Here is a 16,952-nt window from a genome sequence, read left to right as displayed (position 1 = left end):
TTATATGGATGAAGAGGTTATAAACTGGTGTCAACAAAATAAGAGTAGAGTAAAACTAGCTCATCAAGCCAGCATTGTTTTATACGGTCTTTTACATTCTTATCAAGAAATTTCTGAACTTTCTCGTGAAATTCAATTAATTAGAGATTTTGAATTAACAAAAGACGAAAATAAAGTTTTAGAATCTGCCATAGCCAATATGAAAACGCGCTGGCAAAACGGTTTTAATAGATTAAACGAATTGCGAAAAAAACAGGGGTTGAGCAAGATAACCCCAGGCGATGGAAAAAAAGCTTATGATGAAAAGAAAAAAGAAAGCGGTTATGGTAAATAAAGTAGTAACACTAATAATAACAATAATTATTATGTCAAATTTAGCGAGTTGTCAAAATACGAAACAAAAAAGTAATAATTGCCCTGAACAAGGCTTTTGTATTCAAGATACCCTATTGTATTACAATACAAAAAGAATAAATGTAGGGGAACCTATTGCTAATTTTGTAAAAATTGCGGGCAAACCCGACAGAATTGTTACCGATTCTTTAGGAGGCGGTACAATAATAGATTATATTTGGAAGGAAAAAATGATTAGAGTTAATAAACATTACTCAAATAATTATTGTTTACTATCAAAGCAGAAGATAACTAGTAATGGTGAGATAGTAGATGATACAAGTCAAGACCTTATAGAATACAATTCCATAGAAGAAGTAATTAAAAAATATGGTAAATATGATGAGTACAAGGAGGATAAGGTAGATTTAACAATAAGTAAGTTTTATGTTTGGGACAATTTAGGAATAAGTGTGTGGATCAAATCATTAGACAAAATAGGTCAAATTAATATTTATCCCATTTTGAGTTCAAAAACCTATTTCTATGATATGACTAAGGAAGATGATAATGCAGTTTTTAAGCGTCATCCTTTAAAAGAATACAAGGGTAATTTTACTTATAATCATCGTACAGTGAATTTATCAAAAGTAGGATATACAGGATGGGAAAAATTTGTAGACGGGTTAAAAATAAATGGTGTAGATTTTGACCCACCAGGAGATTCAAAAACAATGTCTAGATGGATAAAGAAAACAGATGATTTATATGTTTCAATAAATAGATATACAAACGAAGAAGAATACCAAGAAGGATTAAGAGTTCAAGACAATGGAAAAATAGATGGGATAAAAAGTATAGAAATATGGTCAGTTAAAGCAGATGGTAATGAATAGTAACATCGTTGCACTTTTGTTTTTATTAATCACTTCATGTCAAAGCAAAGGACAAAATAAAGAAATTAATCCACAAGGCTTTTGTATTCAAGATACCCTATTGTATTACAATGCAAAAAGAATAAATGTAGGGGAGCCTATTGCTAATTTTGTAAAAATTGCGGGCAAACCCGACAGAATAGTAACGGATTCGTTAGGAGGAAATACCAATAAAACTTGGAAGTGGCATAAAACAGGAGATGAAGCTTATTTGGCTGAAAATAATAAGATTAAAGTTTTTAATTCAAATAGTACAGAAGAAAGCAAAGTATTTAATTCCATAGAAGAAGTAATTAAAAAATATGGTAAATATGATGAGTACAAGGAGGAAAAACAACCTCTTAATGTACGTAAATATTATATATGGGATAAATTAGGTTTTTATGCTTATACAAATCAAGAAAATTTTTTAAAAAGTATTTATATCAATATTTTCCATCCTAATAAAATAAACGTTGTTTCTAAAGAGCAAATACAAGATCCTCATTTGATTTATAATAATACTCCTAATGGGGAGTATAAAGGGATGTTTACTTATGATGGTCATACGGTTGATTTTAGTAAAATGGGATATGATAATTGGTTTAAAACTATCAAAGAATTAAAAATAGAAGGGGAGCAATATGACCCTCCTGGAGATTCTAAAAAATGGTCTAGAATTATTACAGAAGATAATTTAACTATAGAAATATTTCGTCATAATAATAGTATTAGTAATGGAGAAGGATATTCAGTTGAAAAAGTTGGTGAAATCAACACAGTTACAGAAATAAATATTTTTCGTTAATTTATAATATGATTAGTAAAAACTAATCTACATTTTTAAATATAGATTTATGCCTATTAATTGCATTCGATATGTAATAATTAAATTATTTGTAATCATAATTTTGTCAAATTTAGCGAGTTGTCAGAATATGAACGAAAAAAAAATTTGAATGGCTTCCTACCGAGAGTTCGCCCGCATTATACCCTATGACTATTTATAAAGGGTATTTAATTTTTAAGGACAGTACCTCTATTTATATCCCTTGTTCATTTAGATCACATACCGGCTGGGGCAATAGTGGTTCTATGCACGTAGTGGGCGAAGATTTTAAACCAGTGCCCGTAAAACTTGAAGTAACTTGGGCATCGTTTTTAGAAAACAAGTTTTATACAGGAAGTTGGGATTTACCCTATGACAAAATGCTCAAACTCTTTGAAGAGGGTTATATTAATTATGATACTAAAAAAGGGAAACTTACAATGAGATAATAGTGGGCTTAGCACCGGGCGGAGCCGTATCAGTATGGATAGGTGGTTCAAAGTCAACAATAGAAATAGCCCATTTTAGAGCCCAGCCTACAACGGTTTCTATGAAAGATATGGTGCCTGGAAATCCCGAAATTACGGAAGAGGAGTTCTTTAATCGGTTTGATCCAAACGATGCCTATGACAAAAAAATTATTGACAATTTTAATAAAAACGGAATCCCTTTTGGTATTTGGAGTACTGCTTATAGAGAAAAATACCATTGGAAAATAGACATTGCTTTAGAGAATAAAGCATCTCAATTAATCTACAAACAAGCTAATTTACTCAACGGCGAAATTGAAATTTTAGTAGAAGATTTGTTAAAAAACGATAAAGAAAAACCTAGAGGTTTACCTAGAGTATTTCATTTGGAATGGTTAACACCTGACAAAAAAGCCAAGGCAGTAGATATAGAGGTTAACGAACCTCAATTATTTGAGGTTATTAAAAAAATAGATAAAAATGTAGCGTTTCAATTCCTCTTTAAGCATACCGCTCAAAAAACAGGGCTGTATATCCTACAAAGGGATCAAGAATATTTAGTGCAAACTATAGCGCCAACTGAGGTTTATGATAAACGTTCGTAATGATTCACCAGAAAATAGTATTTGATATAGGGCTTATTACACATGATTTTAGATGTATGAAAAAAACAATCCTTTTTATGGCCTTTTTAATGATGTCATTATTAAGCAGTTGTCAGAATATGAATGAAAAAAGTAATAATTGCCCTGAACAAGGCTTTTGTATTCAAGATACCTTATTGTATTACAATGCAAAAAGAATAAATGTAGGGGAGCCTATTGCTAATTTTGTAAAAATTGCGGGCAAACCCGACAGAATAGTAACGGATTCGTTAGGAGGAAATACCAATAAAACTTGGAAGTGGTCAAAAGGATTTTCTGCTTATAATGATGAAAAAAAATTATTTTCAGATTAAAAGAAGGAGAATATCTAGAATACAATTCCATAGAAGAAGTAATTAAAAAATATGGTAAATATGATGAGTACAAAGAGGAAAAACAACCTCTTAATGTACGTAAATATTATATATGGGATAAATTAGGTTTTTATGCTTATACAAATCAAGAAAATTTTTTAAAAAGTATTTATATCAATATTTTCCATCCTAATAAAATAAACGTTGTTTCTAAAGAGCAAATACAAGATCCTCATTTGATTTATAATAATACTCCTAATGGGGAGTATAAAGGGATGTTTACTTATGATGGTCATACGGTTGATTTTAGTAAAATGGGATATGATAATTGGTTTAAAACTATCAAAGAATTAAAAATAGAAGGGGAGCAATATGACCCTCCAGGAGATTCTAAAAAATGGTCTAGAATTATTACAGAAGATAATTTAACTATAGAAATATTTCGTCATAATAATAGTATTAGTAATGGAGAAGGATATTCAGTTGAAAAAGTTGGTGAAATCAACACAGTTACAGAAATAAATATTTTTCGTTAATTTATAATATGATTAGTAAAAACTAATCTACATTTTTAAATATAGATTTATGCCTATTAATTGCATTCGATTTGTAATAATTAAATTATTTGTAATCATAATTTTGACAAATTTAGCGAGTTGTCAGAATATGAACGAAAAAAAAATTTGAATGGCTTCCTACCGAGAGTTCGCCCGCATTATATCCAATGGAAATTTATAAAGGGTATTTAATTTTTAAGGACAGTACCTCTATTTATATCCCTTGTTCATCTACATCGCATACCGGTTGGGGCAATAGTGGTTCTATGCACGTGGTGGGCGAAGATTTTAAACCAGTGCCCGTAAAACTCGAAGTAACTTGGGCATCCTTTTTAGAAAAAAAGTTTTATACAGGAAGTTGGGATTTACCCTATGATAAAATGCTCAAACTCTTTGAAGAGGGTTTTATTAATGATAGAACTGAGAAAAAGGAAACTTATGAAGAAATAGTAGTGGGTTTAGCGCCAGGTGGCGCTGTATCAGTATGGATGAATGGAACAATGTCAAGAATAGAGATTGCTCATTTTAGAGCCCAGCCTACAACCGTTTCTATGAAAGATATGGTGCCTGGAAATCCCGAAATTACGGAAGAGGAGTTCTTTAATCGGTTTGATCCAAACGATGCCTATGACAAAAAAATTATTAACAATTTTAATAAAAACGGAATCCCTTTTGGCATTTGGAGTACTGCTTATAGAGAAAAATACCATTGGAAAATAGACATTGCTTTAGAGAATAAAGCATCTCAATTGTTATGCAAGCTAGCTGATTTACTCAACGGCGAAATGGAAATCTTAGTGGACGATTTGTTAAAAAACGATAAAGAAAAACCTAGAGGTTTACCTAGAGCATTTTATTTGGAATGGTTAACACCTGACAAAAAAGCCAAGGCAGTAGATATAGAGGTTAACGAACCTCAATTATTTGAGGTTATTAAAAAAATAGATAAAAACGTAGCGTTTCAATTCCTCTTTAAGCATACCGCTCAAAAAACAGGGCTGTATATCCTACAAAGGGATCAAGAATATTTAGTACAAACTATAGCGCCAACTGAGGTTTATGATAAACGTTCGTAATGATTCACCAGAAAATATTCACTATGTAAACCAATATATTTGACATTCTATATTAAAGACCAAGAAATATATAAAGCGCCTAGTCAATACCCTGAAAACATACCTCATAAAACGGTAGTTGTACCTGTGTATTAATGATAATCAGATGTGGGCGGATGTTACACAGATTATATGGATGAGCTAGAGGTGACACTATCCTAAAAAGTGTGTAAGTTATAATAATGGGGTTTGACTTTTTAATTAAACTTAAACCCCTTTTTAAATATAGCATAAGAGTTGATTAAGGATTAGCCCTCAATTAGGTATTGGCATTGACCCTTTTTGGGTTGCTTATCTAAGAGCCTAATATACGAATTTCAGAACCGCTTCATCAGTTAGGAATGATCATTTGTTTTCGTGTATTTTCTAATTTTTCCCTGTAGTTTTTTAATTAAATTGTAGTATAAATTTTTCTTCTAATTTCTAAAAGGAAGGCAAAAAATCGTTAATTCATTCTCATTTCCCTTCCAAAAATTAAAAAACATAGCCTCATTTAAATTTGCTTTTTTAAGGAAAATATTCTAATCCTAACTTGGTTACTTGTTTTGTTTGTGCTGTATCAACACGTTCTATATTTATTGTAAATAGCTTTTTATTTTTCCTTACGACACATGTAAAAGGCTTTCTGGTATGCTGATCTTGTCAAAAGGATTTTCAACACTAAATCTTCTTTATTTATAATAACTACTCAACACATGAAATATAAAAAGTTTGTGTTATAATACGTTTAGAATTATGATATTTTATCACGAAATCAAATATTTTTTATACAAAAAGGCCAACAAAAATATTAGACCTTAATTAGTCTGGAAATAAATTAGGTTCTTTTACCTATTAACTTCTTTAAACTAAAAAATCTTCTTTGTTTGTAGTTATTTTTTTTATTTATTTGTAGCAGATGAGATTGCTATACATTATATTATCTGTTTATTTCTTAATATTGTCAGGGTTACCTTGCCTAGACACTATAGAGCATGAACGATCTATAGCTAAATCTGCAACATCAGACCATTCTCATAAAGGACATACTCATACAGATGATTTATGTTCTCCTTTTTGCACCTGTAATTGTTGCGGTACTCAAGTATTAGTCTATCAATCAATTATTTCATACGATTTTGAAAATCTTCCTACAATAATTACAGAAAGAAAAGAATCTTTATACAAATCTGTTTTTTATACTAATTTCTACAACAATATTTGGCAACCGCCCAAAATCGCATAATAAATTATATACTATCAACGAAGTTACACACTAGACAGTATCTTCTTTAACAGCAAATATCGTATTTGCTCATCGTTAATTTATTATATTATTTCAATGTTAGATAAGATTATACAATTCAGTATAAAGAACAAGTTTCTTATACTGCTTTTTACTATTATATTAGTGGCTTGGGGAAGCTACTCAGTAAAACAACTCCCACTTGATGCTTTACCAGATGTAACCAATAATCAAGTACAAATTATTACCACCGCTCCTACCCTTGCTAGTCAAGAGGTAGAACAACTAATTACTTATCCTTTAGAACGATCTGTAAAAACAATTCCAAAAATTGTTGAATTACGAAGTATTTCTCGATTTGGTTTATCAGTTGTTACGGTTGTTTTTAAAGATGATGTTGACATTTATTGGGCTCGTGAACAAATTTTTCAACGCTTAAAAGAAGCTCAAGAAAATATTCCTGATTATGCAGGATCTCCTGGATTAGCTCCTATTTCTACTGGACTTGGCGAAATTTATCAATATGATGTGTACGCTAAAAAAGGTTATGAAGACCAATATGATGCAGTAAAACTGCGAACTATTCAAGATTGGATCATTGTACCTCAACTACAAGGTATAGAAGGTGTAGCTGAAGTTAGCACATGGGGAGGAAAATTAAAACAATATGAAATAGCTGTTAATCCAAATACTCTGAACAGTTTAGGTGTTACTATTTCTGAAATTTTTCAAGCTCTGGAAAAAAACAACCAAAATACAGGAGGTGCTTATATTGAAAAAGATCAATATGCCTATTTTATTCGTGGTGTAGGAATGGCTACAGGAATTCAAGATTTACAAAATGTAGTAGTAAAAAATAGAAATGGAGCTCCTGTCTTAATTCGAGATGTGGCCACAGTACGGGAAGGTATTGCATTACGATACGGAGCCTCTACAAAAGATGGAAAAGGTGAGATCGTTAGTGGATTAGCTCTAATGCTAAAAGGAGAAAATTCTAGTGCAGTAGTAAATCGTGTAAAAGAAAAAAATAGAGCAAATTAATACAACTCTTCCTGAAGGTGTAGTAGCCGAAGCTTTTATTGACCGGGGTAAATTAGTTGATAATGCTATTGGAACAATTACTAAAAATCTAATAGAAGGAGCTCTAATTGTTATTTTCGTATTGATTTTATTTTTAGGTAACCTACGTGCAGGACTCATCGTGGCATCTGTCATTCCTTTATCAATGTTATTTGCTGTGATACTAATGAATTATTTTGGAATAAGTGGCAACTTAATGAGTTTAGGAGCTATTGACTTTGGAATTATTGTAGATGGAGCTGTAATTATTGTAGAAGCCACTATGCATCATTTATTTTTTATCAAACGAAAAGCTCCTCTTACCCAATCCGAAATGGATGAAGAAGTATATCAATCAGCATCTAAAATTAGGAGTAGTGCCGCTTTTGGTGAAATAATCATCTTAATTGTTTATTTACCCATTCTTGCTTTAGTAGGAACTGAAGGTAAAATGTTTAGACCCATGGCTATGACCGTTGGGTTTGCGGTTATTGGAGCTTTTACTTTATCACTTACATATGTGCCAATGATGTCTGCTTTGTTTTTATCAAAAAACACAGAACATAAAGAAAATTTTAGTGATCGAATGATGGCTTGGCTCGAAAGTAAATATACTCCACTACTAGAGAAAGCATTAACTTTCAGAAAAACAATTTTAGGTATCGCTATTAGTCTTTTAGCCTTAGCCTTATTTACGTTTCAAAATATGGGAGGTGAATTTATACCCACAATAGAAGAAGGAGACTTAGCAATAAATGCTACTATTATGACCGGAAGTTCATTATCTCAAATGGTAGAAACAACAACAAAATATGAACAAATATTAAAAGCTAAATTCCCCGAAATTAAAACAATCGTAACAAAAATAGGAAGTGGAGAAATACCTACTGACCCAATGCCTATTGAAAGTGGCGACTTAATTATTGTACTAAAAGATAAAAGTGAATGGGTAACCGCTGATAATTGGGAAGATCTAGCTAATATGATGAAGAAAGAAATGGAAACTATTCCTGGAGCAAATATTGAAATATCACAACCTATTCAAATGCGTTTTAACGAATTAATGACCGGAAGCCGTAGCGATATTGCTATTAAAATTTTTGGTGACGATTTAGAAGTATTAGATGTAAGGGCAAAAGAACTCATTTCTAAAATTAATACTATTGATGGAATTGGCGATTTAAAAGCAGAACGAGTTAGTGGTTTACCTCAAATAACAATAAAGTATGACTATAATAAGATTGCTTTATACGGTTTAAACATAACAGATATTAATAAAATCATACGCTCTTCTTTTGCTGGTGAAAGTGCTGGTAAAATTTATGAAAACAGCAAACGATTTGATGTTGTAGTAAGACTAGACAAAAATTTTAGAACAGATATAACCGATGTGAATAATTTATTTATTCCATTAAATAGTGGGCAACAAGTACCCCTTTCACAAGTTGCTTCTATTACATACGAACAAGGTCCAGTACAGGTTTCTAGAGAAAATGGTAAAAGAAGAATTACAGTTGGTCTAAATGTAAGAGGACGTGATATTAAAAGCGTAGTAGAAGAAATTCAGTTAAAATTAAACAAGGATTTTAAACTTCCTCCTGGCTATTTTATAACATATGGTGGACAATTTGAAAATCTAGTGGAGGCAAACAAACGATTATCAGTTGCATTACCTATTGCGCTTGCTTTAATTATGGTTTTACTCTATTTTACTTTTAATAGTATAAAACAATCTTTATTAATTTTTACAGCCATTCCTCTTTCTGCCATTGGTGGTGTTTTTGCTCTATGGCTACGAGGAATGCCTTTTAGTATTTCTGCTGGTATTGGTTTTATAGCTTTATTTGGTATAGCTGTTCTAAACGGAATAGTTCTTATTTCTTACTTTAATCAACTTGAAACAGAAGGTATTAGCGACCCTATAAAGCGTGTGTTTTTAGGAACTAAAACAAGGCTACGTCCTGTATTAATGACTGCAGCAGTGGCTTCTTTAGGCTTTATGCCAATGGCACTCTCTACTAGTGGAGGTGCAGAAGTACAAAAACCACTAGCAACAGTAGTTATAGGAGGTTTAATTTCTGCTACCTTACTAACCTTAATTGTCTTACCTATTCTTTATTTAGTATTTGAGAAAGGAATGAAACACAATACAAAAACCAATACTTCTTTACTTTCTATTATTGTATTATTTTTTAGTTCTCTGAGTTTTGGACAAAATACAAAAATGATTACGCTTTCTGAAGCAATTGAATTAGCTAAAAAAAACAATCATGAATTAAAAATAACAGACCAAGAAATTCAGAAACAAAACGCTCTAAAAAAGGCTGCTTTTCAACCTGATCCGATACAAATCCAATATCAAGGAGGTCAATTTAATGCTAAAGAGTTTGACCATAATATTACTATTCAACAATATTTTCCGATTGGAGGGATTACTAAAGCAAACAAACAATTACAAGATGAATTAATTAAATTAGCAGAAAAGCGTAAAGCAATTACAGAATATGAATTGGAAAAAGCGGTTACATTAGCGTTTTATCAATATTTATATGGAATTGCGGTTCAAAAATTAAATACTGACCTAAATGATATTTACTCTAATTTTCTAAAAAATGCAGAATTAAGACACAAAACAGGTGAAACTGGCAGTATAGAAGTTATTAGTGCTAAAGCCAAAGTAAAAGAAATTGAAACACAAAAGAAACAAATCATACACGATTTAAGTATTTATCAAAAACAATTTCAATTTTTCTTACAAACAAAAGAAGATGTTCTACCTAACAGCCTTATTCCTTTAGAATATAAATTAATTTCAGAGGGGAAAAATAAAATAGAAAATTTAGTTAGAGACTATTATACTCAACAAATATTAGTAAATCAAAAAGAAACAGCTGTATACAAAGCGCTCAGAGTTCCTAAAGTAGGTATTGGCTATTTTTTTCAAACGATTCAGTTGCAATCTCCTTTTCAAGGTTTTACAGCAGGTTTACAAATTCCATTATTTGGAAACGTAAACAATTCAAAAGCTAAAGCTTCTGAAATTAACACTGCCCAATCAGAATTATTATTGAATAAAAACAAACTTTTAATTCAGTTACAAAATCAAGAATTAGTAGAAACCTATGAAAAGCAGAAAAAAAGTTTACAATATTATCAAAGTGAAGGCTTACAATATGCCGATCAAATCATAGTAGCCGCACAAAAAAGTTATGCTAATGGCGATTTAAGTTACTGGTCATATATTAATTTTTTAAATCAAGCTATTGATATTAAAAAACAAAATATAGAAGTAACAAACACTTATAATCAAAGTGCCATTTCTTTACAATATCCATCAATACCTAACAACTAATTGATATTAAAATGAACAATATACAATCACAATTTAAAAAATTTTTACTTCTTAATACATTTTTTCTAATTCTTCTTTCTTCTTGTAAGGACAATAAAAAGGAAGAATCTCAAGAAGAAATTCCTGAGAATGAAATAGCTCTTACTAAAATGCAATACAAAACTATAGGCATTCAAACAGGTAATATAGAAAATAAAAATCTTAATAGCTCAATAAAAGCAAGTGGCTACACAACCGTACCTCCACAAAACAAAGCAGATGTTTCTACCTTAATAAGCGGTGTAATAAAAGATATTTATGTTCTTGAAGGAACCTATGTATCTAAAGGAAAAGTATTAGCAACTATTCAAAACCTAGAAGTAACTAAAATTCAAGAAGATTATCAGACTGCAATGGCTAATATTGAGTTTCTTCAATTAGAATACAATCGTCAAAAAACCTTGAGTGATGAAGATGTTAATCCCAAAAAAACGTTTCAAGAAGTAAAATCAAAACTAGCTATCGAAAAGCAAAAGCACAAAGTGCAAAAAATAAATTACAGGCTTTAAATATAAGTTTAAAAGGAAGTACTTCACTAATTCCTATTCTAGCTCCTATTAGTGGTTATGTAGGAAAAATAAATATTACGAAAGGTGCTTTTGCTGATACTGGACTTGCTTTATTTGAGGTTGTTAATAATAGCGAAATGCACCTAGATCTTAATGTATATGAAAAAGATTTAGATAAAATTGCTGTAGGACAAGAAGTAGATTTCATCTTAACAAATCAATCAAACCGAATCATTAAAGGAAGGATTTTTGGAATTAATAAATCTTTTTCTAATGAAAGTAAGACAGTTGCGGTACACGCTAAAATTAACCCTAATGATAGTAAAGATTTGATTACAGGAATGTATGTTACGGCAAATATTAATGTTACGAATCAAACTGTTCAGGCTTTACCAAAAGATGCAGTAGTTAGAAATGGAGAAAAATACTATATCTATATCATAGAAGATTCTCATCTAGAAAACCCAAATGCAACACACCAAAACAAAGAAGAAGAAGAAAAAAATGAAATTCACTTTAAAGCAATAGAGGTCGTACCGGGCACTACAGACTTAGGCTATACAGAAATAAAATTAGTAGAATCTATTCCTTCTAATTCTAAAGTTGTTATAAAAGGAGCTTTTTATTTATTATCGCAATCTAAAGGTGGAGGTGAACACGAACATTAAAATCTAGTAAAATGAAAACTCAAGATAAACATAATGTAAACAAAAAAAACCTTTGTTGCTCTATAGAAGAAAAACATCAACATTCCGATAAAAAATCGGGATGTTGTACGAATCAAGAAATTCATTCTGATCATGATCATCATATTAGTACAAGCCCTTTTAAAATGTTTTTCCCTTCTATCATCTCATTTATTTTATTAGTAATAGCTATTATTTTAGAAAATTATATTCCTCAATTATGGTTTACAAGTTGGATCAAAACGAGTTGGTATATAATAGCTTATTTACCTGTAGGCTTCCCCGTTTTAAAAGAAGCTCTCGAAAGTATTATGAATGGTGATTTTTTTCAGAATTTTTACTAATGTGTATTGCTACACTGGGCGCATTTGCTATAAACGAATTTCCGGAAGGTGTCGCGGTTATGCTTTTTTACTCAGTAGGTGAAGTATTTCAAACTTTAGCAGTAACCCGAGCTAAAGCAAATATAAAGTCATTATTAGATCAAAGACCTGATGAGGTAACTATCCTGAATAACAATTCCTCCACAACGATAAAAGCTTCCGAAGCAAAAATTGGTGATATTATACAATTAAAACCAGGAGAAAAATTAGCTCTAGACGGAGAACTTCTTTCTGAAAAAGCAGTTTTTGATACAGCTGCTCTTACTGGTGAAAGCAAACCTGATACAAAAACTAAAGGAGAAACGGTTCTAGCAGGAATGATAAATTTAAATAGAGTTGTACAAATTAGAGTAACAACTGATTATAAGAATAGTAAATTATCTAAAATTCTTGAATTAGTACAAAATGCTACTGCACAAAAAGCACCAACTGAATTATTTATTAGAAAGTTTGCTAAACTTTACACTCCCCTCGTTGTTATTTTAGCCCTCTTAATTTGTATTATCCCTCTCTATTTTGTTTCTGATTATAAATTTAATGAATGGTTATATAGAGCATTAGTCTTTTTAGTAATTTCATGTCCATGCGCTTTGGTTATCAGTATCCCTCTGGGATATTTTGGAGGAATTGGAGCCGCTTCTAAAAATGGAATTTTATTTAAAGGAAGTAATTTTTTAGATAGTATGGCTACCATTAAAAATGTAGTAATGGATAAAACAGGTACTATGACAGAAGGAGTTTTTAAAGTACAAGAAGTTTCTTTTGATTCTAGTTTTAATAAAGATGAAATTTTAGATATGGTAAATGCACTAGAAAGTCAAAGCACACATCCTGTAGCTACTGCTATCCACAATTATGTTGGAAATCTTAATTCATCTATTCGATTAGAAAATGTAGAAGAAATAGCGGGACACGGATTAAGAGCATTTGCTAATGGGAAAGAGTTACTGGTAGGTAATTTTAAACTAATGAAAAAGTTTAATATTCAATACAATATAAATCCAGATCATATTGTCTATACCTTAATTGCAGTAGCTTATGATAAAAATTTTGTAGGATATATTACAATAGCTGATTCTATCAAAAAAGATGCACAAACAACTATTGATAAACTAAAAACATTAGGTATAAAAACCACTATGCTTAGTGGAGATAAAAGTACAGTTGTGCAGTTTGTTGCTTCTAAGTTAGGTATTACAAAGTCATTTGGTGATTTATTACCGGAAGATAAAGTAACCAAAATAAAAGAAATTATAGCCCAAAATGAAACTGTAGCTTTTGTTGGAGATGGAGTAAATGATGCTCCTGTTATTGCATTAAGTAATATAGGAATAGCCATGGGGGGTTTAGGAAGTGATGCGGCTATAGAAACGGCTGATATAGTAATACAAGATGATATGCCTAGTAAAATTGCTATGGCAATAGAAATAGGAAAAGAAACTAAAAAAATTGTTTGGCAAAATATTAGCTTAGCATTTCTAGTAAAAGCTATTGTCTTAATACTTGGAGCAGGTGGTTTAGCTACTATGTGGGAAGCTGTTTTTGCAGATGTAGGCGTTGCTCTATTAGCTATTTTAAATGCGATTAGAATTCAACAAATGAAATTTACACCATAATTAATATTATCATCTATCTTATAAAACCATTTAAAAAAAAGTAGGTAATTTTTAAACTCACACACTTTTTAGAATTGTGTATCAGATAGGTACGCCCCAAAATCTTAATACTACTTTTTTGGGGCGTTCTTATTTAGGGTCATGTAAAAAATAAATTAGAACCTAGCTTATAACTTCTTTACAAATCATATTTACCTAATGATTTATAAATACTAATCAATAAATTATAGAATCTATTTTCTAAAGCAATATTTGATAATTTAGAACTTACTAATGAATTTTCTCTTGAATTAATTAAGAATAAAGAGCTTTCTCCCATTGCAAATAAATGCTCTTCTGCTGAAAGCATTTTTTCAAAATCAGATACTAACTTTTTATTAATTTGAAGCTGTTTTTCTAATGAAGTTTGTTCTTGATATAATGCTTCTACTTTATTTTTTAATTGTTGTTTTTCAAATTCTAAACTAAATTGTACATCTTGTATTTTAAGTTTAGCCAGTTTTAAACTTCCTCTTTCTTTTCTTAAAAACAACGGCATACTAAAATTTATTCCTAATTTATAATCCTGAAAACGATATTTCATCAAATAATCAGGTTCTGAAAGATAATTATAACTCACGTCTAATTTAGGTAAAAGGGTATTAGCCTTTAAACGTTGCTCAATAAGAAGCATATCTATTTTAGCATTTAGAGCTTTTAGCTTAGGATGATGATCAATTATTAATTGTTTTAATTGAATATTTGATAAGGTATTTCGAATTGTTTTTTCTAATTGAATTTCGGGATAGAGAGTATCATCTATTTCCAAGGGAATGTTGTCTTTTGTCCAAATATAATTAGAAACTTCTAGTTTTGCTTTTCTTAATTTTAGTTGAGCATCTTCTAAATTTAATTGGCGATTTCGTACTGCTATACCTGCTTCTATACTATCTATAGCAGGCTTATCTCCTTGTTCTATTAGTTTTTCTATTCCTTTAAACCGAACAGAAGCATTTTTAAAATAGGATTCGTATAATTGTACTTCATGATAAGCGCGTTTCCAATTAAAATAGCTATTGGATGCTTCGTATATTATTTCTAACGCTTGTAAATCTCGTTCAGCTGTATTAAGTGTAAGTGCTAATTTGGCTTTACGAAGATCAGCCATTCTCTGGTTTATAAACAGACCTTGTCCAACAGGTATACGAATTCCTAAAGATGTTAATCCTTGATTAGGTGTTGTTATTTCTGGATTAACAAAAATACCTTCGCTATTGTTAAAAGCTGCTTTCAACTCAATTCCGTACCAAGTTGGAATTTTAAAACTACTATTAAAAATAGAATAGTAGTTTTTATCTTTAAAATCTTTCTTGTCAAAATCAACTTCAATTTTAGGATCAAACGCACCGCGTGCTTGCATTAATTGAGCTTGTGATTCAGATATATTTAAATTTGCTTGTTTTACTAATGGATGGTATTTTTTTACATAACCTAAAAACTCATTATAAGTAAGTTCTTTAGTTTGTGCAACTATTAGTATTGGAATGAAAAAGAGTATTAAAAATAGATGTTTCATTATTTTTTCTTTTCTTCTTTAGTTTTTTTATCAACCTTATAAAAATTTGGAGGAAAGCCATTTAAAGTCCTCCAAATTTCAAACCAAATAGGCACATCATTTAGCAATGCTAAAGTCTCTGCTCCTGCACCTATACTTAATAAAGTAGGCCATTGCTTATCTTTTGGATCAGGTGCTATTAACACTCTATATTTACCATTATCACTGATAAAATTTTCTTTGGCTACAATAATCCCTCCAAAAGTTCCGTAAGAAACATCAGGCCAACCACTAAATACGATTGTAGGCCAGCCATCAAACCATACACGAACTTTCTCTCCTTTATTTACTAATGGAAAATCAATAGGATCTATATAGGTTTCTACTGCAATTTCAAAATTAGCAGGCATTATACTTACAATTGAAGTTCCTTCTTTTATAGTTTCACCTATTCCTGATTGTAATGCCCTATTTATATAACCATCTTGTGGTGCTGTGATATAATAAAATTCATTCCTAATTTTATAATTAGTATACTGATTTTTTAATTTATTTACCTGTGCTTCTGTATCATACCTTGAACTCAGGGCCGTTTGCTTATCACTGTTTGCTTTAGCTACTTTTTCAGCATACTCAGCTTGAATACGATTAAGTTCCATTTGAGCATTCAATACATCATTTTTAGCTGCAATGTATTTGTTTTCTTGGGTACTATTTTTTGCTTCTACATCTTGAAGTTTTACTCTTTTTTCTTCAACATCTGTTAAAGCTTTTAATCCTTCTTTATTTAAATTTACAGAACGATTAAACTGGGTACGAGCAATCTTTAACTGAGTTTTCACAGCTTCTAAATCAATACTATCACTTTTTACTTTTAAATAGGATTGTTTTAATTTGTTTTGTGCCTGTTTATATTTTAAATTTCTCTCTGTTTCTATAGCTCCCATTTGTCCCTCTAGCGCTTTTACTTTTTGGCTATAGGATATTACAGCATTTTCTTTTGCTTTTACTTGATTTCCTGTATTTTCAACTAAGTTAGGATCAAAATAATCTTCTTTAATTTCGGAAATATAGACGATTGTATCTCCTTTTTTTACAAAATCTCCTTCTTGAACAAACCATTTTTCGATACGCCCAGCAATAGCTGTTTGAATTTCTTGTGGTCGTTGATTGGGCTTTAGTGTTGTTACATATCCCCCTCCTTTTATATTCTGTGTCCAAGGAAGAAAGAGAAAAAATATCAAAAGAATTCCTGTACTAATAAAAATTCTTTTTATGACTTTATACTGCTGATTTTGAACAAATACTCTAGTTGATTTATACTTATGCAAATCAACTGATTTTTCTATTCTATTGTGTGTTATATTAAGCAT

The 16,952-nt window shown here is 30.5% G+C and carries 11 protein-coding genes and 4 pseudogenes; 13 read left to right on the top strand and 2 right to left on the bottom strand.

Going from position 1 to position 16,952, the window contains the following annotated elements:
* The first annotated feature begins 4 nt into the window (after positions 1-4).
* From JJC03_RS07155 to JJC03_RS07100, 13 genes and pseudogenes are all read left to right on the top strand, one after another.
* Positions 5-334: a hypothetical protein gene (locus tag JJC03_RS07155; protein ID WP_235874230.1), complete on the top strand. Its 330-nt coding sequence runs from the start codon at positions 5-7 to the stop codon at positions 332-334.
* Between the two features lie 31 nt (positions 335-365).
* Positions 366-1,229 carry a DUF7738 domain-containing protein gene (locus JJC03_RS07150; protein WP_235874229.1) on the top strand — a complete coding sequence of 288 codons (864 nt, stop codon included), beginning with the start codon at positions 366-368 and terminating at the stop codon, positions 1,227-1,229.
* Positions 1,222-2,055, top strand: coding sequence for a DUF7738 domain-containing protein (locus JJC03_RS07145; protein ID WP_235874228.1), 834 nt, complete (start codon positions 1,222-1,224; stop codon positions 2,053-2,055). Before JJC03_RS07150 ends, JJC03_RS07145 begins: the two co-directional genes overlap by 8 nt.
* Before the next feature lie 149 nt (positions 2,056-2,204).
* Positions 2,205-2,525: pseudogene (locus JJC03_RS19130) on the top strand (DUF2931 family protein); the annotation flags it as partial.
* 2 nt (positions 2,526-2,527) lie between these two features.
* On the top strand, positions 2,528-3,151 hold the full coding sequence (locus JJC03_RS07135; RefSeq protein WP_235874227.1) for a DUF2931 family protein: 624 nt from the start codon (positions 2,528-2,530) through the stop codon (positions 3,149-3,151).
* Positions 3,152-3,207: 56 nt separating this feature from the next.
* On the top strand, positions 3,208-3,504 hold the full coding sequence (locus tag JJC03_RS07130) for a DUF7738 domain-containing protein (protein WP_235874226.1): 297 nt from the start codon (positions 3,208-3,210) through the stop codon (positions 3,502-3,504).
* Entirely contained in the window at positions 3,489-4,040 is a 552-nt protein-coding gene (locus JJC03_RS19405; protein WP_445297853.1) for a DUF7738 domain-containing protein, read from the top strand. The genes JJC03_RS07130 and JJC03_RS19405 overlap by 16 nt, the downstream gene beginning before the upstream one ends.
* Positions 4,041-4,189: 149 nt before the next feature.
* Positions 4,190-5,137 (top strand): annotated as a pseudogene (locus JJC03_RS07120) (DUF2931 family protein); the annotation flags it as partial.
* Positions 5,138-6,074: 937 nt separating this feature from the next.
* Positions 6,075-6,401: a DUF6660 family protein gene (locus JJC03_RS07115; protein WP_254424653.1), complete on the top strand. Its 327-nt coding sequence runs from the start codon at positions 6,075-6,077 to the stop codon at positions 6,399-6,401.
* 96 nt (positions 6,402-6,497) lie between these two features.
* Positions 6,498-10,812, top strand: a pseudogene (locus tag JJC03_RS07110) (CusA/CzcA family heavy metal efflux RND transporter).
* An 11-nt stretch (positions 10,813-10,823) separates the two neighbouring features.
* The gene (locus tag JJC03_RS17580) at positions 10,824-11,360 is read left to right on the top strand and encodes an efflux RND transporter periplasmic adaptor subunit (protein WP_258932544.1); all 537 of its coding nucleotides are present in this window, start codon (positions 10,824-10,826) and stop codon (positions 11,358-11,360) included.
* Positions 11,300-12,028, top strand: coding sequence for an efflux RND transporter periplasmic adaptor subunit (locus JJC03_RS17575; protein WP_309597791.1), 729 nt, complete (start codon positions 11,300-11,302; stop codon positions 12,026-12,028). The genes JJC03_RS17580 and JJC03_RS17575 overlap by 61 nt, the downstream gene beginning before the upstream one ends.
* An 11-nt stretch (positions 12,029-12,039) precedes the next feature.
* A pseudogene (locus JJC03_RS07100) lies at positions 12,040-14,045 on the top strand (heavy metal translocating P-type ATPase).
* A gap of 178 nt (positions 14,046-14,223) precedes the next feature.
* Here JJC03_RS07100 and JJC03_RS07095 read toward each other — a convergent pair.
* Together JJC03_RS07095 and JJC03_RS07090 are read right to left on the bottom strand one after the other, a co-directional pair.
* Positions 14,224-15,600, bottom strand: a complete 1,377-nt coding sequence (locus JJC03_RS07095) for a TolC family protein (RefSeq protein ID WP_088397898.1) — start codon at positions 15,598-15,600, stop codon at positions 14,224-14,226.
* Positions 15,600-16,952 (bottom strand): HlyD family secretion protein, encoded by a 1,353-nt coding sequence (locus tag JJC03_RS07090; RefSeq protein WP_088397897.1) that lies wholly within the window; start codon positions 16,950-16,952, stop codon positions 15,600-15,602. The genes JJC03_RS07095 and JJC03_RS07090 overlap by 1 nt, the downstream gene beginning before the upstream one ends.

It is taken from the genome of Flavobacterium oreochromis, assembly GCF_019565455.1.
In the GTDB taxonomy this organism is placed as follows: Bacteria; Bacteroidota; Bacteroidia; order Flavobacteriales; family Flavobacteriaceae; genus Flavobacterium; species Flavobacterium oreochromis.
Note: the sequence above shows the minus strand (reverse complement) of the source record. Positions and strands in the feature narration are given on the sequence as shown.